Source organism: Ruegeria profundi, assembly GCF_001507545.1.
GTDB classification, from domain to species: Bacteria; Pseudomonadota; Alphaproteobacteria; order Rhodobacterales; family Rhodobacteraceae; genus Ruegeria; species Ruegeria profundi.
This window is the reverse complement of record NZ_LQBP01000006.1, coordinates 78,479-93,681: the sequence shown is the minus strand read 5'-3', so window position 1 is coordinate 93,681 and position 15,203 is coordinate 78,479. Positions and strand designations below refer to the sequence as shown.

The window sequence follows — 15,203 nt, the reverse complement described above, 5'->3', positions numbered from 1 at the left end:
TGTCAGACAAAAGCCGTCAGAAACACGAAAATTGCCGCCGACATCGCCGCCGCAGCAGGAACCGTGACGACCCAGGCCGCGACGATAGTCATGAAATGCGAGCGACGCACCAGCTTGCGACGTTGATGTTCTTCGCGCGCCAGACGCTGTTCGGGCGGGCGCTGACGGTTTGACTGTTTCCAACGCTGGTCCGAATGCCATTCGCGATAGAACCCAACGCCGAACACGGCACCAACGGCGATGTGGGTTGAACTGACGGGCAGACCCAGCCAGCTGGCCACGATCACGGTGATTGCTGCCGAGAGGGCCACGCAAAATGCGCGCATCGGGTTCAGCTTGGTGATCTGGCTGCCCACCATTTTTATGAGCTTCGGACCAAAAAGAAACAGGCCAAATGAAATACCAAACGCTCCGATAACCATGACCCATGTAGGGATCGACACTTTCGAGGCGAAATCGCCGAACTCGGCGGCGTGTACAATTGCGGCCAACGGGCCAACGGCGTTGGCGACATCATTCGCGCCATGTGCGAAACTGAGGAACGTCGCTGAAATGATCAAGGGCAAGCCGAACAGCGTTTTCAAAGACTTGGTGCGATTTTCCAGCCCTTCGGACTTGCGCCGCACCCATGGCACCGTCACTGACCACGCCAAAACTCCAAACGCCAGCCCGATCATCAGCGCCACCTCAAGATCGATCTTCACGATACGTTTCAGACCTTTGACCGAAAGATAGGTTGCAAATGCACCTGCCATAACGGCCACAAGGATCGGAACCCACCGCCGGGCCGCGGCAATCTTGTCGTCCTGATACTGGATTTTTGCATTGATAAGCGCCAAAAACATGGCGGCGATCACACCGCCCAAGACGGGCGAGATCACCCAGCTGGCGGCAATCGCGCTCATGGTGCCCCAACTTACCGCGCTCAGCCCCGCAGCGGCGATACCTGCACCGACCACGCCGCCCACAACGGAATGGGTGGTCGATACCGGTGCGCCGAACCATGTCGCGATATTGACCCACATGGCCGAGGAAATCAGCGCGGACATCATGGCCCAGATGAACACAGAGCTGTCCTGAACGGAGGCCGGGTCGATAATTCCTTTAGAAATGGTCGAGACCACGTCCCCACCGGCAAGCAAGGCCCCTGCGCTTTCTGCGATTGCGGCGATGACGATCGCGCCGCCCATGGTCAGGGCATTGGCGCCAACGGCTGGCCCCATGTTGTTGGCAACATCGTTTGCGCCGATATTGATCGCCATGTAGGCCCCAAAGACTGCCGCAGCGACGACGATCAAACCGCCATTTGCCTGCCCGAAAAAGACCGCAGCCGACAATCCGGCCAGGGCGATGAAGGCCAGCGCAATACCTGGGGCCAGAATCGGGCGCACGATGTGTGAATTCGCAGTTTCAACCCGCGAAATGCGGTTTAGATCGCTGTCCAGAGCTTGCCAGCGTTTTTTGGAAAGTGTGTCCGACATCAGATTTCTTTAGGTGGCGTGGATCGAGTGGCGCGCGTATCCGGTTTCAAAACACGGGGCAAGCTGACTCACAAAGAGTTGTTGCCAAAGCGTTACAATTGCTGAAGAAGCGCGCTCAGCTCCGGTTCACGGACCAGTTCAGCCGCCTGTTGCGGGGGAAACCAGCGCCGGTCTCGCTGTCCTGCCTCGGGGTAGTTCTCAGCCAGCCCTTTGACACGTATGCGATACACGTTGGCGTGCACCGGAATGGACGAGCCGTCGTCCATAACCTTGTCATAGCTAAAATGACCGATTGAGGTACGATCCAAGTGATCCGGCTGCACCCCAGCCTCTTCCCAGGCTTCCTGTTGCGCGGTTTCGGCTCCGTCTTTTCCGTTGATTGGCCAGCCCTTGGGAATGACCCAACGCCCCGTGTCGCGGCTGGTGATCAACAGCACCTCGGGCCCGTTCGGCGTGTCGCGCGTGCATATTGCGGCGAACTGCACCCGTGGGGGGCGCCGGAAAACAGGCCGCGCCACCTCTTGCCAGATTTTTTGATACCATGTCGACATTGATGAGTTTGAGCTTTTGCCACCGAGTGAACGTGATGGTGAACTTACAGTTGAAAAGGGGTATTTCAACCACCCCTTAAAAACAGACCGTTTTGCAATGAGTTGCGAAACTACCGCCGCCTTTTTGCCCGCAATGTCGGATCGGCCTGTGTCGGGTCTTCGGGCCAGGGGTGTTTGGGGTATTGCGCGCGCATGTCCTTTCGGACGTCAGCATAGGTTCCCGCCCAGAAACCGGGCAGGTCGCGGGTGATTTGGATCGGGCGCTGTGCCGGAGACAGCAGGGTGATCTTCAGTGCCTCGCCCCCCACAATCGGATGCTGTGTGACACCGAACAGCTCTTGCAGACGCACCGAGATCTCAGGCACCGCGCCGCTGTAGTCAATCGCCACTTTGCGCCCCAAGGGCGTTTCAAACGACCCAGGTGCGCGGCGGTCCAACTCTTGCATCTGGGTCCAGTCCAGCCGCGTGCGCAGGGCGGGTAGCAAATCAAAGCGTTTCCAGTCCTCGGCATTGCGCACACCGGACAGCATGGGCAGTAGCCAATCTTCAAGTGTGTCTATCAACCCTTCGGTCGTAAATTCAGGCAGGTCCGCTCCTTCGGCCCGTATCAGTTCTACCCGAGCCGCCAATCGCGCCGCTGCCCCGTCCAGCCGCAATCCCAGGTCGCGAACGCCATCCAGCATGGCCTGCGCGACCATCTCGTCGGGTACGTCTTTCCAGATCCGGTCACTCAAAGTGATCGCGCCCAGCCTTTCCTGCTTGCGCGCCACAACACGACGGTCGCGTTTCGACCACTCACAACTGTCTACCCAGTTGATCTGATCCGCGAACAGGTCTCGGATTTCGCGTTCTGAAATTTGTGCGGCCATGCGCACGCGGGCTTCGCGTGGGTTGCCGTCCGTATCCGTGACCACCAAATAGGGCGCGGCGGCGAGGGTATCATCGCTGTCCAGTACCACACCTTTTCCGCCAGACAGAACGTAACGGGGCGTGTCACCCTTGCGCCGTTGCCCGATGCGGTCGGGATAGGCCAGTGCGGCCATTGCGGCAGGGCTTAGATCGCTGGCGTTTCCTTTGGTGCGCAAACGCTTGGCTTCGGCCCTTATGCGGTCCGCGACGCCGGTGTTCAGCTGCCAGACGCGGTTGCGTTGAAACGCTTGCGGGTCGCGCAGGGCCTCGAGCCGGAGCAATATATCCGCTGGTGCTGCTTTCAACGGGTCGCGTTCAGCCATGAGCGCGGCTAAAGGCGCAGCATTAGGTCCTGCGTGTTCAAGCATGTGTGCCAGTCGCGGATGCAACGGCAGCGCGGCAAGAGCGCGCCCGTGGTTGGTGATCCGCCCTTTGGCGTCCAGCGCGCCCAGCATGGAAAGCAGCGCCTTGGCTTCGGCCATTGTGCCTTCGGGTGGGGATGTCAGGAACGCCAGATCGCAGGGTTCCGCACCCCACAGCGCAAGTTCCAAGGCCAGCCCGGTCAGGTCCGCTGCCTCAATCTCGGCGGGCGGGTAGGCGGCGAGCGCGCCTTCCTCTCCTTTGGACCACAAGCGGTAGCACACCCCTTCTGCAACACGACCGGCGCGGCCTGCGCGCTGCGTCGCCTCGGCCCGTGTCACCCGTTCGGTCACCAGGCGCGACATGCCAGATCCCGGATCGAACCGCGCGCGCCGGGCTTGTCCCATGTCGACAACGACCCGGATGTCGGGGATTGTAAGAGAGGTTTCGGCAATCGAAGTGGCCAGCACCAGTTTGCGACCGCGTTCCACCGGCGCAATCGCGGCACGCTGGGCAGCAAAAGGCATCGCTCCGAACAGGGGGCGCACCGTGCACTCCGCTGGCAACAGTCCGGACAAAGCGCCCTCGGCCCGGCGGATTTCGCCCTCACCGGGTAGGAACACCAACATGCCGCCACCCGTGTCGCGCGTTTCCCGCTCGGCGCGAACGACCAGATCGACCAGCGCGTCCAGACGCCGCGCTTGAACGCCTAAGGGCCGGTCTAACCAACGCGTTTCAACCGGGAAACTGCGGCCTTCGGACGTGATCAGCGGTGCATCCATCAACCGACCGACAGGCTCTGCATCCAGCGTCGCGGACATGGCCAACAGGATCAGATCATCGCGTAGCGCACCGGTGACTTCCAAACACAGGGCCAGCCCCAGATCCGCGTTCAAAGAGCGTTCGTGGAATTCATCGAAGATCACCGCGCCAACACCGGGCAGGTCAGGCTCGGATTGGAGCATTCGGGTCAAGATACCCTCGGTCACAACCTCGATCCGGGTTGCTTTGGACAGTTTTGCGTCGCCGCGCACGCGGTAACCGACTGTTTCGCCCGCACGTTGACCCAGAGTTTCCGCCATACGCTCGGCGGCGGCGCGCGCGGCCAGCCTGCGCGGCTCCAGCATCACGATCTTGCCATCGCACAAGCCCGCTTCAAGCATGGCCAGAGGTACGCGTGTCGTTTTACCCGCCCCCGGAGGCGCCTGAAGTACAGCGCGGCCCGAAGCCTTTAGGGCGGCAAGCAACTCTGGGATGGTGTCATCGATTGGCAGGCGTGTCATGCGCGCTTTATCTGCCAACCGTCCGGCAAGGTCCAGTTCCGCAATCGGCGCAGCCCCAAGCTCATGTACGGTTTTCGAACAAGCGCCACGCCAAGAAGGGGCAATAAGAAATAAGAAGCGAGTCTTGTGGGCGAATGGGGACATCTTGCGCATTTCCCAAACGCTCTGGACAAATACGGTATTCCCGCGGCAAGTAGTCATGCCGCAAAAGATCGGGGTTGAAATGGACATACGCAGCCTGGGTGACAGGATTTTGAAAGGCGAGCGTCGTGCGCTGGCCCGCGCAATCACTTTGGTCGAAAGTGGCCGAGAGGATCACAGGGCGCAGGCGACGGAATTGCTGACCCATTTGGCGAAATCCAATCGGCAATCGCTGCGTATCGGACTGTCGGGCACTCCGGGCGTTGGTAAATCCACCTTTATCGAGAGCTTTGGCATGATGCTAATCGAACAGGGCTTGCGCGTGGCGGTGCTGGCGGTTGATCCTAGTTCGACCCGGTCGGGAGGCTCCATTTTGGGCGACAAAACCCGGATGGAACGCTTGAGCCGTGAGAAAAACGCCTTTATCCGACCATCCCCCAGCCAGTCTCATTTGGGTGGCGTTGCCCGACGAACGCGTGAAGCGATTGCCTTGTGCGAGGCTGCTGCTTTCGATGTGGTCCTGATTGAAACCGTCGGTGTTGGCCAGTCCGAGACCGTGGTGTCCGAAATGTCTGATTTATTCCTGTTGCTTCTGGCTCCCGCAGGTGGGGATGAGTTGCAGGGTGTCAAGCGCGGTATTATGGAAATGGCGGATATGATCCTGGTCAACAAGGCGGACGGGGATTTGAAAGCCACCGCGACCCGGACCTGCGCCGATTATGCCGGTGCCCTGCGCCTGTTGCGCAAGCGCCCGCAGGACCCAGAGGGTTTTCCCAAGGCCATGACCGTTTCGGCGGTCGAGGAACACGGGTTAGAGAAGGCCTGGGCCGAGATGCAGTCCCTGGTCCAATCGCGTCGGGAAAGCGGCCATTGGGATGCCAATCGCGCCGCACAAGCGCAGTACTGGTTCGAGCAGGAAGTCCGTGCCGCCCTGTTGGCAAGGTTAACAACCCCGCAGGCGCGTACCGACATGGCCCATCTGGGTGCTCAGGTCCGCACCGGTGAATTAAGTCCTTCGGCGGCGGCCGAAACCATGCTGGCGTCTTTGCTGCCGCGTTAGGCGGCGCGCCGCGGTACACAGTTCCGATAAAAGTTTCGTCATAGACTAAAGATCGCAAGGAACCGTGCTATTCTAACGGTCTGAATGTGCTGGACTGGTTTTGATGCCCAGAATTGACGGGACAAACGGTGACGATGATATCGACGTCACGAATGACAACGGAACGCTGAACGGTGTACCGCAGGGCAGCCCAATCGACAATATTCGGGCGCGCGGCGGTGATGACGACATAGACATCACCAACAGTACGATCGCCAATAATGTCCTCGGAAATGCCGGGAATGACACTATCACCGTTACAAACAGTACGGTGGGCGGGCGAATTGCCAGCGGCTCGGATGCGGATACGGTCGATATCACAGGATCAACCGTTGGCTCCATTCGTCTGGGCAGTGGAAATGACACGCTGAATTTCAGCAGCACAACGGTTGACGGAGACATTCGCGGGGGCGGAGGCACAGACACGCTGAACCTGCCGGCCGGGACAGTTATCGACGACGTCGCGTTTGGCAGGATCACCGTCGAGGACGGTGTTCGATATTCGGTATCCAGTGGCACGTTTACTCTGCCCTCTGGCATTGTGGTTACCTATTCGGCCTTTGAAAACGGGGCGGGCGTTCCATGCCTTGTCCGGGATACTGGTATCCTGACACAGAATGAGGTGCGACCAGTTCAATGCCTGCGGATTGGCGAAATGATTTTAACTCTGGAACACGGGGCGCAGCCGATCCGGTGGATCGGACGGCGCCGGTTTGACCGTGCCGCCTTGTTGAACAATCCGCGCCTATGGCCGGTTCGGATTCTGGCGGGGGCGCTGGGCAACGGGTTGCCCCGGCGCGACCTCTTGGTATCGCGTCAGCACAGGATGCTCGTGCGCTCGAAGATCGCAGAGCGGATGTTTGGGACAACCGAGGTTCTGATTCCCGCAATCAAACTGACCGCATTGCCGGGCATATTCATCGATGACAGTGTGCAACGCGTCGAATATTTTCACCTGCTCTTTGACTGCCACCAAGTCATCTTTGCCGAAGATGCACCGACCGAAAGCCTGTTTCTTGGTGAGGAAGCCCTGAAAACGCTGGGCTCGGATGCCAGACAAGAGATATTCGAGATTTTTCCCGAACTGCGCGACAAAAAGCTGATACTGAAGCCCGCTCGCCTTATCCCGCGTACGCAGCAGCAGAAGCGTTTGCTTCAGCGGCACCACAGAAACAAAAAACCCTTGTTGCGGAACCCACAACCAACCTGCTCTGGCTTGCACGCAAAGATTTCGTGCGAGCCATCTTGACCCCCTTGGCGATTCCCACTACACGCATCCAACCAGTTTTCGGGCGCGACTTCGGGTTGCGCCTCTTGTGATTTGGCCGCAGGTGTTTTACCCGGCCTCCAGAAACAAAGGAAGAAACCATGTCGCGCCGTTGCGAACTGACCGGAAAAGGCCCGATGACTGGCAACAATGTCAGCCATGCCAACAACAAAACCAAACGTCGTTTCCTGCCGAACCTGAACGATGTTACCTTGCAGTCGGAAACACTGAACCGTGGCGTCAAGCTGCGCATTTCGGCGGCTGCGCTGCGCTCGGTCGATCACCGCGGTGGTCTGGACGCGTTCCTGGCCAAAGCCAAGGATGAAGATCTGTCAGCAAACGCGCTGAAGGTGAAAAAGGAAATCGCGAAGGCGCAAGCCTCGGCCTAATTCCTTTTCAGACCGCGAAGAATTCGAACCCTGTACCGATTGGTGCAGGGTTTTTCTTTGCTCGCCGTTCTTCAATTGGAAATAAATAACGCCGCTTGGTGATATTGTTCACATACAATGCGCCCTTTTTAGCTTATGTTTGTTCATATTCATCTGACGGAGTTCAGTCACATGTCATATAAAACTTCTGATTATTTCTCCCTGTTGGCTGCCTTTTTTGGCAAATCGGTTGGGACATGCTTTCGGATGCAACGGCAGGTGAACAGGTTGCATACGAGCCTGACCAAGGGGTCTGTCAAACGTCCACCTGCGGACAGTTGACACGATACCAAGTTCTGCGGGCTTTGGGCGCATCCGATTGTGCTTGAAGCTCGCTTTGTGTCGGGCCTATACCTAGCGCAGGATGAAACCCGTTCTGAACAGACTCTTGCCATTGGCGATTTCTCTGCTTGTCATCTTGACGGGGCAGGGCGTGGCTGCGTCGCGCGGAATGGATGGCCCGGTGGGGCAGATGGTTCTGTGTACAAGTACAGGCCCGGTAGTGGTCTATATGGACGCCAGCGGTCAACCAACGCGACCTGCACATTTCTGCCCAGACTATGCCTTGGCGCTATTGGGCGCGATCGACGTTCCGGCGTTGGATTTACCGTTGGCGTCGAAGGTCACCCAGCCTGCTCCGCTGCGGAAGGCAGACAACTTGATTGCTTTGCCGGTCCCGAGAAAACCAGCGCGCGCGCCGCCTATTTTTCTCTGAAACCCTCTGTAATATTGAATGAAATCTAGACCAGGAGAGACGCGATGTCCCTCAAATCCAACCTGTTGGCCACGATGGCTGCGGTTACCCTTGCAACAACTGCATTTGCGGAAAGTACCATTGCAGTTGACGATGCCTACGCCCGGTCTTCGGGAAAAACGGCTAAGGCCGGCGCGGCTTTTATGATGATCCAAAACAGCGGTGACACGGATGACCGGCTAATAGGCGCGAAATCGGATGCGGCTGCGCGTGTCGAGTTGCACACGCATAAGATTGATGACGCCGGCGTGGCCAAGATGATCGAAGTCGAAGAAGGCTTTGTCATTCCGGCTGGCGAAACTTATATGCTGCAACGCGGTGGCGACCACGTGATGTTTATGGGCCTGACCGCACCCTTTGAGCAGGGCGCGAAAGTTCCCGTAACACTGATTTTTGAAAACGCCGGGGAAGTCGAAATAGAGATCCCGGTTGATCTTGATCGTAAAGACAAGGGCGGTCACGGGTCTCATTCCAACTAGGGCAACGCCTGTCTTCGGGCCGCTGCGCGGCCGTCATCCATGCGTCAGGCCGGGTCATACCCGGCCTGCTGTCGTTTTCGCCGATCCGTTAGCGATTGACGACCCGCATGGCAACACGGTCATGGGCGCGTTTGAATCGTGCAGTCAGCCAGAACATCATCGCAGAAAACGCCAATGCGCCGAAGGCGATGGCCCAACCCAGCGCGACCATGCCGCTGCCCGGCCAGAATATGAGAACCAGTCCGATTAGCAGTGCGATAATCCCCGAATTGCGGACCGATGGCGCGTCGGGATGCTGATCCGACATTTGTCGCCATGCCATCAGCGAACCAACCCCGACAATGAGTGCCCAAGCACCCAAGAGGAAGAAGGTCAGGCGCGCCACGCCCTCGGGCCAGATCAACAGCACCAAACCAATCAGAAGCGCGCCGATACCGACCCCTCCGATCAGACCGCGCCGCCCAAAGCCCAGCAGCGTCAGGCTGCCATCCACGATCAGGACCAAGCCAACAAGGCGCAACAGCAAGGAAATACTGCCAGTTGGCCAGAACAGTGCTGCAATCCCCAGAAGCCCGGCCAAAATGCCACGCAGCAGGAACGTCCACCACAGCCCGGCAAGTTGATCGCCAAGGGCATCACGGTTGTCCAGGCTGCCCACCTCAAGGATTTCTTCGCGAGGGGAATTGGGATCGGTCATTGTACCCTCCTGACGTATCAGGGCTTCACTATAGGTTAAAATCTCACTGTGTGTCTGCTGTTATCTACGGCTGAGCAGACCCTCTACCCAGCGTGGGACCGTTTCCGTTGCCGGACCGAGTATGACATTGTCAAAGCTGGAAGCGCCAGACGAGGGGTCAAGGTTCAGTTCCACCGTGCGGGCACCGGAGCTTTGAGCTTCGTAAACGAACGCGGCAGCGGGGTAGACCTGGCCTGAGGTGCCAATGGCTGCAAATAGGGTCGCTTCGGCAAGGTGGTCATAGATTTCATCCATGAAATAAGGCATCTCGCCAAACCAGACCACATCGGGGCGGGCTGCAGGGGCGGTGCAGGCTGTGCAGGGCTCACCTACCATCATCTCGGGCGGAGCAGGCCATCGGTGACCGCAGGACGCACAGAGCGCACCGGCGAGTGTACCATGCATATGGATCACGCCTTGCGCACCGGCGGCTTCGTGCAGGCTGTCGACATTCTGGGTGACGAGTGTGACCTTGCCGTGAAAATCCTTTTGAAGACGCGCCAGTGCCTCATGCGCTGCATTGGGCCGCGCCTTTGCGGCTTGTATGCGGCGAGCGTTGTAAAACTCATGGACAAGGGCAGGGTTGCGTGCGAACCCTTCGGGCGTGGCGACGTCCTCAATCCGGTGCTGTGACCACAACCCGCCTTCGTCGCGAAAGGTGCCTAATCCGCTTTCGGCGGAAATCCCGGCCCCGGTCAAAATGACGATCTTTTCCATCCTAGCCTCATGCGATAACCCTTGCCCATGACCCACCGTATCCTCTTTGTCTGCTTGGGCAATATCTGCCGTTCCCCTGCTGCCGAGGGCGCGTTTCGCGCGCGTGCGCCGCATTGCATCACCGACAGTGCCGGGACCTCGGGATGGCATATTGGTGATCCGCCTTATGGGCCGATGCAGGCTGCAGCGCGTGCACGCGAAATTGACCTCAGCGGCCTACGGGCACGGCAATTCGTGGCCGAGGATTTTGACAGTTTTGATCTGATCATAGGAATGGACGCAGATAACATCAGGAATATCGAGGAATTGCGACCTGCCGGAAACGAAACGCCTGTGCGATTGCTTACAGATTTTGCGCCAGAGTTGGGTACGGATCATGTGCCGGACCCCTATTATACGCGGGACTTTGATGGCGCTTTGGACTTGATCGAAGCCGCTGTTGCGGGACTTGACGCGTATCTTCGGCGCTAACCCATTACCCTGAGGCGATCCGCAAGCCACGGCAGTTGTGCCAGCGCCGGATCAACGACCTGGTTGCGCATCAAGCGGCGCATCATGCCGGCAACATCCTGTGGCACCTGATCAGACCAGTCGTTTCGCGTAAACAAGGAAATGGTGCGTGCGAAATCACCGAACGGGGCGGGGTGTGCCTCAAGCGCGTCGTGAAACCGTGTTGCCCGCATGTAGCCAAGCGGCGTGGTGATTGCCCAACCCAGCCCACGCGCCACCATCGCCATCAGGGCCAGATGCGAGCCGATTTCGAAACGTTCCTCGTAGTTGAGCTTGTGCCGAGCCAAGTGGGCCTCAATCTGCCGGCTGATAAGCTGTTCGCGGGCATAGCGCAGAAACGGCAATTCCTGTACCGCATCTGTTGCACCTTTCGGCGTTACCAGAATAAATGGATCCTGCACCAGCGGGTATTCGACCACGTCTTCGAGCACCTCACCGGAATGGGCCGAAACCACCAGATGCAGGCGCTGTGCCTCAAGCTCATCGAATAGGTCGAGGCTGGGCAGGGTGATCAGCTTGAACTTTGACCGGGTCAGGCTGTCGGCCAACAACGTGGCCAGCCGTGGGGTCAGGTCGTTGTCGAAGTCATCAATCAGCCCGATGGACAGCGTGGTGAGATGCCCCAGATCCATCAAGGTCAGCTCGCTCTGGGCCATTTGAAGCTCGGCCAGAACCGCCTCGGTCCGGGCAAGAAAGCTGCGTCCGGCCTGGGTCAAACGCATCGGACGCCGACCATGATCGACCAGATCGGTGCCCAGAGCATTTTCCAGATTGCGCAGTTGCTGCGACACTGACGGTTGGCTGAGCCCCGTGATCTCGGCCGCCTGCGCAACCGAGCCTGTCCGCGCCAAGGCCTCGAACACTTCGAGCCCGCGCAGGGTCAGCCCTTTCATAACCATCAGATATCCCTTTCGCTGCGCCTTTTCTGGGGTGCAGCGCGGGTCAGGTCAAGGTTTCAGAATAGGTCAGCTACAGATCGCCTGCGCCATCTGGCCAAAGTTCTGATACCGATCCCACAACGCATCGTCACGCGCCGTCCGCGACATCTTTAACTCTTGCGCCTGATGAGGGTCCTGAAACCATTTCGAGATGGTTTTCTGATCACTGCGCGTCAGCGCCTGATCTGCCACTCGCTGAATGCAATTGCACCGGTCGCGCGTTGCCTCTGCCCGGTCGGATGCAAGGCAAGCGCGTTTAATATTCGCCGCCTCAAGGGATTTTGGCGCCACAGCCAAGATAGACGTGGCACAAAGTGCGATCAGAAGGAACTTTGTCATGCTCATGCCTCGTTGTTTTGCCTACCCGGACGGGTCTTGCGCCCCTCTCGGTCTAGGCGGAAGTATGAATCAAACGGGGTGCCTGTTCAATGGCCAAGATCTCCCGTATCAAAAATACCGCTTCGCGTCTTGTAAGCGCTAATCTTGCCGTTTTTGTGGCTGCCGAGGCAAAGCCTGCAAGGTCGCTGAAAAACAAACTGTCCGGATTCGCAGCGCAGGACGCCGGAGAAGACAAAAGGCTTTCGGACGCCGCGCCATTTGCAAGGATCACAGCGTGCTGGTCCAGCAAAAGGTGATGATAACACGCGGTTTTCTTGTCGGACAGCCATGCAGCGCCAGCATCAACAAAGCTGATGGCCGGGGCAAACACCTCTGACGAACCGAAATGCAATTCGGCCATGGCGTGTGTGATCAACAACCTATGTTGCTGCGACACCAGCAGGGGGGCAAAATTTGACAGCGTTCCACAGGGGATTTCGACCATTTTGAACCGCCCGGTCGCGATCACATTTTGCATTCCGACCCACCGCACGGGGACATACCCACTGTCTTGCGTCCAGACCTTATCGCCCGGTTTCAATTTTTCTATGCGGATCTGGCCTTGATCAGTGCGAATCCACGTGCCGCGGTCATAGCAGATCGGTGTGACGTAATCGGCTGCTTGGAAACTTGGCCCTTCCTGCGTATCGACCACAGTCAGCTTCACGCCGGCTGGTGGGAAATCGCCGGGGCCGCCGATAAATGCGATGCCTTCGACGGTTGCGTAGGACAGGTTCGAGTTGTTTACGTTGAACGCCACGGCCTGCCATGTGTTGGTACCATCGGTCAGCGTGATGCCATATTCGGCCTCGACCCGGGTGCCATCGTTGAACAGAACGCCGTCGATCGTCTGATCACCGTCCAGACGTTGGTTCCCGTCATTGTCGGCAAATCTATTATCGCTGCCGTTATCTCTGATAAAAACCTCGGTCGCAGACCGCGAGTCGATCGTGATTGTTTCACCAATCAGATGAACCCCGGTCCCCTGATTGAGACCGTCGAGCCCCTGTGGAACCGAGACCGAGAGTTGGCTTTCTCCCAGTATGAAAATGGAATATCTCGCCATAAACTAAACTGCTCTTGAATTGGTATTTTAGTCTCTTGCTAGCAAAATCACCTCTTGACCTCAATTTTAGGTGAACGGCACAGGTGTAACTGTTGCAAATGGCAAACGAACGTGGCGCTTCGCCGCTTGACGGGGCCTCATTCTGCGGACATATCCCACTGCATGACAGACCTTGCTCATATCCGTAATTTCTCCATCGTCGCGCATATCGACCATGGCAAATCCACCCTTGCCGACCGGCTCATACAAGAGACCGGGACGGTGCAGGATCGCGACATGAAGGAACAGCTGCTTGACAGCATGGATATCGAGCGTGAACGCGGCATTACCATCAAGGCCAACACGGTCCGCATCGACTACACTGCCGACAACGGCGAAAAATACGTGCTGAACCTGATCGACACTCCAGGCCACGTGGACTTTGCCTATGAGGTCAGCCGCTCCATGCGCGCGGTGGAAGGTTCACTGCTGGTCGTCGACTCCACCCAAGGGGTCGAGGCGCAGACGTTGGCCAACGTGTATCAGGCCATCGACGCCGATCATGAGATCGTGCCGGTGCTGAACAAGATCGACTTGCCCGCGTCTGACTGTGACCGTGTCGCCGAACAGATCGAGGATGTGATCGGCATCGACGCCACCGACGCCATTCAGGTTTCCGCCAAGACGGGGCAGGGCATCCACGAAACACTTGAGGCCATCGTGCAGAAACTGCCTGCACCGCAGGGCAATCTGGACGCGCCGCTCAAGGCGATGCTGGTGGATTCGTGGTACGACGCCTATCTCGGCGTCATCGTTCTGGTTCGCATCATGGACGGCACGTTGAAAAAGGGCATGCGGGTCAAGTTCATGTCGAACGGCACCCTGCACCATGTCGACCGCGTCGGCGTTTTCCGTCCCGCGATGCAGATGGTCGACTCGCTTGGCCCCGGTGAGATCGGGTTTCTGACAGCGTCCATCAAACAGGTCCGCGACACCCGCGTCGGTGATACCATCACCAATGACCGCAACGGCACTGACAAGGCTTTGCCTGGCTTCAAACCCGCGCAACCGGTGGTGTTCTGCGGCCTTTTCCCCGTCGATTCAGCCGAATTCGAAGACCTGCGCGACGCGATCGAAAAGCTGGCGCTGAACGACGCTTCGTTCTCTTACGAAATGGAAACCTCAGCCGCGCTGGGCTTTGGCTTCCGCTGTGGCTTCCTCGGCCTGCTGCACCTTGAGGTCATCCGCGACCGCATTGAACGCGAATATGATATCGAGCTTATCACCACAGCGCCGTCGGTGATCTACCACGTCTTCATGAAAGACGGTGAGATGATCGAGCTGCACAACCCCGCCGATATGCCGGACCTCAGCAAGGTCGACCACCTTGAGGAGCCGCGCATCAAGGCGACCATTCTGGTGCCCGACGAATACCTGGGCGACGTGCTGAAACTTTGTCAGGACCGCCGCGGCATCCAGATGGACCTGACCTATGCGGGCCAACGCGCCATGGTCGTCTATGACCTGCCGCTTAACGAGGTCGTCTTCGACTTCTACGACCGCCTGAAATCGGTGACCAAGGGTTATGCCAGCTTCGACTACCAGATGACCGGGTACCGTGAGGACGCGCTGGTCAAGATGTCGATCCTTGTCAACGACGAACCCGTCGACGCGCTATCCACCATGGTCCACCGCGACCGGGCCGAGATGCGGGGCCGGGCGATGTGCGAAAAACTCAAAGACCTGATCCCGCGCCATATGTTCAAAATCCCGATCCAGGCCGCCATCGGAGGCAAGGTCATCGCCCGCGAGACCCTCTCGGCCCTGCGCAAGGACGTGACCGCCAAATGCTACGGAGGCGACGCCACACGGAAACGTAAACTGCTGGACAAGCAGAAGGCGGGAAAGAAAAAGATGCGTCAGTTCGGGAAGGTTGATATTCCTCAGGAGGCGTTTATTAGCGCCTTAAAAATGGACAGCTAAAAGCTGGCCATTTTTACGGCGGGTAGGCGAAAGCGGTTGGCGCAGCCAACTGCGTGCCCACACGGTAGTCGGACAACAAACATTTAGTTTGAAGGGCATGCTTGAGTGCATGTGCGTGCTATGAGAAGTTATTGAAACGCAACC

Annotated in this window: 15 protein-coding genes; 7 read left to right on the top strand and 8 right to left on the bottom strand. The window is 58.3% G+C overall.

Features of this window, described 5'->3' with window-relative positions:
* Positions 1 to 2: 2 nt before the first annotated feature.
* From AVO44_RS12650 to hrpB, 3 genes are all read right to left on the bottom strand, one after another.
* Entirely contained in the window at positions 3 to 1,481 is a 1,479-nt protein-coding gene (locus AVO44_RS12650; protein ID WP_068337521.1) for an inorganic phosphate transporter, read from the bottom strand.
* Between the two features lie 92 nt (positions 1,482 to 1,573).
* Entirely contained in the window at positions 1,574 to 2,032 is a 459-nt protein-coding gene (locus AVO44_RS12645) for an NUDIX hydrolase (RefSeq protein WP_068337519.1), read from the bottom strand.
* Positions 2,033 to 2,142: 110 nt separating this feature from the next.
* Positions 2,143 to 4,584, bottom strand: coding sequence for an ATP-dependent helicase HrpB (gene hrpB / locus AVO44_RS12640; RefSeq protein ID WP_068337872.1), 2,442 nt, complete (start codon positions 4,582 to 4,584; stop codon positions 2,143 to 2,145).
* Positions 4,585 to 4,807: 223 nt separating this feature from the next.
* Here hrpB and meaB point away from each other — a divergent pair, with 223 nt between their 5' ends.
* The 5 genes from meaB to AVO44_RS12615 all read left to right on the top strand — a co-directional run bounded on the left by meaB (position 4,808) and on the right by AVO44_RS12615 (position 8,752).
* Positions 4,808 to 5,785, top strand: a complete 978-nt coding sequence (gene meaB, locus AVO44_RS12635) for a methylmalonyl Co-A mutase-associated GTPase MeaB (protein ID WP_068337870.1) — start codon at positions 4,808 to 4,810, stop codon at positions 5,783 to 5,785.
* A gap of 103 nt (positions 5,786 to 5,888) precedes the next feature.
* Positions 5,889 to 7,073 (top strand): Hint domain-containing protein, encoded by a 1,185-nt coding sequence (locus AVO44_RS12630; RefSeq protein WP_068337517.1) that lies wholly within the window; start codon positions 5,889 to 5,891, stop codon positions 7,071 to 7,073.
* Positions 7,074 to 7,192: 119 nt separating this feature from the next.
* The gene (gene rpmB, locus AVO44_RS12625; RefSeq protein ID WP_068337516.1) at positions 7,193 to 7,480 is read left to right on the top strand and encodes a 50S ribosomal protein L28; all 288 of its coding nucleotides are present in this window, start codon (positions 7,193 to 7,195) and stop codon (positions 7,478 to 7,480) included.
* A 433-nt stretch (positions 7,481 to 7,913) separates the two neighbouring features.
* The gene (locus tag AVO44_RS12620) at positions 7,914 to 8,234 is read left to right on the top strand and encodes a hypothetical protein (RefSeq protein ID WP_233421984.1); all 321 of its coding nucleotides are present in this window, start codon (positions 7,914 to 7,916) and stop codon (positions 8,232 to 8,234) included.
* A 44-nt stretch (positions 8,235 to 8,278) separates the two neighbouring features.
* Positions 8,279 to 8,752 carry a copper chaperone PCu(A)C gene (locus tag AVO44_RS12615; RefSeq protein ID WP_068337512.1) on the top strand — a complete coding sequence of 158 codons (474 nt, stop codon included), beginning with the start codon at positions 8,279 to 8,281 and terminating at the stop codon, positions 8,750 to 8,752.
* Between the two features lie 88 nt (positions 8,753 to 8,840).
* On the opposite strand, the gene AVO44_RS12610 is transcribed toward AVO44_RS12615, so the two are convergent.
* Both AVO44_RS12610 and AVO44_RS12605 read right to left on the bottom strand, forming a co-directional pair.
* Positions 8,841 to 9,449 carry an HdeD family acid-resistance protein gene (locus AVO44_RS12610; RefSeq protein ID WP_068337510.1) on the bottom strand — a complete coding sequence of 203 codons (609 nt, stop codon included), beginning with the start codon at positions 9,447 to 9,449 and terminating at the stop codon, positions 8,841 to 8,843.
* 60 nt (positions 9,450 to 9,509) lie between these two features.
* Entirely contained in the window at positions 9,510 to 10,205 is a 696-nt protein-coding gene (locus AVO44_RS12605) for an NAD-dependent deacylase (protein WP_068337509.1), read from the bottom strand.
* A gap of 27 nt (positions 10,206 to 10,232) precedes the next feature.
* Between AVO44_RS12605 and AVO44_RS12600 the strand changes: the two genes are divergently transcribed.
* On the top strand, positions 10,233 to 10,676 hold the full coding sequence (locus AVO44_RS12600; RefSeq protein WP_068337507.1) for a low molecular weight protein-tyrosine-phosphatase: 444 nt from the start codon (positions 10,233 to 10,235) through the stop codon (positions 10,674 to 10,676).
* On the opposite strand, the gene AVO44_RS12595 is transcribed toward AVO44_RS12600, so the two are convergent.
* The 3 genes from AVO44_RS12595 to AVO44_RS12585 form a co-directional block, all read right to left on the bottom strand.
* Positions 10,673 to 11,614, bottom strand: coding sequence for a LysR family transcriptional regulator (locus tag AVO44_RS12595; protein ID WP_068337505.1), 942 nt, complete (start codon positions 11,612 to 11,614; stop codon positions 10,673 to 10,675). The genes AVO44_RS12600 and AVO44_RS12595 overlap by 4 nt on opposite strands.
* Before the next feature lie 66 nt (positions 11,615 to 11,680).
* On the bottom strand, positions 11,681 to 11,992 hold the full coding sequence (locus AVO44_RS12590) for a hypothetical protein (RefSeq protein WP_068337868.1): 312 nt from the start codon (positions 11,990 to 11,992) through the stop codon (positions 11,681 to 11,683).
* A gap of 52 nt (positions 11,993 to 12,044) precedes the next feature.
* Positions 12,045 to 13,097: a Hint domain-containing protein gene (locus tag AVO44_RS12585; RefSeq protein WP_068337503.1), complete on the bottom strand. Its 1,053-nt coding sequence runs from the start codon at positions 13,095 to 13,097 to the stop codon at positions 12,045 to 12,047.
* Positions 13,098 to 13,259: 162 nt separating this feature from the next.
* Between AVO44_RS12585 and lepA the strand changes: the two genes are divergently transcribed.
* Positions 13,260 to 15,059 carry a translation elongation factor 4 gene (gene lepA, locus AVO44_RS12580; RefSeq protein WP_068337501.1) on the top strand — a complete coding sequence of 600 codons (1,800 nt, stop codon included), beginning with the start codon at positions 13,260 to 13,262 and terminating at the stop codon, positions 15,057 to 15,059.
* The last annotated feature ends 144 nt before the right edge of the window (positions 15,060 to 15,203 follow it).

Excerpts from the sequence above, each read along its gene's own strand:
- AVO44_RS12630 (WP_068337517.1), top strand. The coding sequence starts at position 5,889 with ATGCCCAGAATTGACGGGACAAACGGTGACGATGATATCGACGTCACG.
- AVO44_RS12590 (WP_068337868.1), bottom strand. The coding sequence starts at position 11,992 with ATGACAAAGTTCCTTCTGATCGCACTTTGTGCCACGTCTATCTTGGCT.
- AVO44_RS12595 (WP_068337505.1), bottom strand. The coding sequence starts at position 11,614 with ATGGTTATGAAAGGGCTGACCCTGCGCGGGCTCGAAGTGTTCGAGGCC.
- AVO44_RS12645 (WP_068337519.1), bottom strand. The coding sequence starts at position 2,032 with ATGTCGACATGGTATCAAAAAATCTGGCAAGAGGTGGCGCGGCCTGTT.
- AVO44_RS12650 (WP_068337521.1), bottom strand. The coding sequence starts at position 1,481 with ATGTCGGACACACTTTCCAAAAAACGCTGGCAAGCTCTGGACAGCGAT.
- AVO44_RS12585 (WP_068337503.1), bottom strand. The coding sequence starts at position 13,097 with ATGGCGAGATATTCCATTTTCATACTGGGAGAAAGCCAACTCTCGGTC.
- meaB (WP_068337870.1), top strand. The coding sequence starts at position 4,808 with ATGGACATACGCAGCCTGGGTGACAGGATTTTGAAAGGCGAGCGTCGT.
- rpmB (WP_068337516.1), top strand. The coding sequence starts at position 7,193 with ATGTCGCGCCGTTGCGAACTGACCGGAAAAGGCCCGATGACTGGCAAC.
- AVO44_RS12605 (WP_068337509.1), bottom strand. The coding sequence starts at position 10,205 with ATGGAAAAGATCGTCATTTTGACCGGGGCCGGGATTTCCGCCGAAAGC.
- AVO44_RS12610 (WP_068337510.1), bottom strand. The coding sequence starts at position 9,449 with ATGACCGATCCCAATTCCCCTCGCGAAGAAATCCTTGAGGTGGGCAGC.
- AVO44_RS12600 (WP_068337507.1), top strand. The coding sequence starts at position 10,233 with ATGACCCACCGTATCCTCTTTGTCTGCTTGGGCAATATCTGCCGTTCC.
- AVO44_RS12615 (WP_068337512.1), top strand. The coding sequence starts at position 8,279 with ATGTCCCTCAAATCCAACCTGTTGGCCACGATGGCTGCGGTTACCCTT.
- lepA (WP_068337501.1), top strand. The coding sequence starts at position 13,260 with ATGACAGACCTTGCTCATATCCGTAATTTCTCCATCGTCGCGCATATC.
- hrpB (WP_068337872.1), bottom strand. The coding sequence starts at position 4,584 with ATGACACGCCTGCCAATCGATGACACCATCCCAGAGTTGCTTGCCGCC.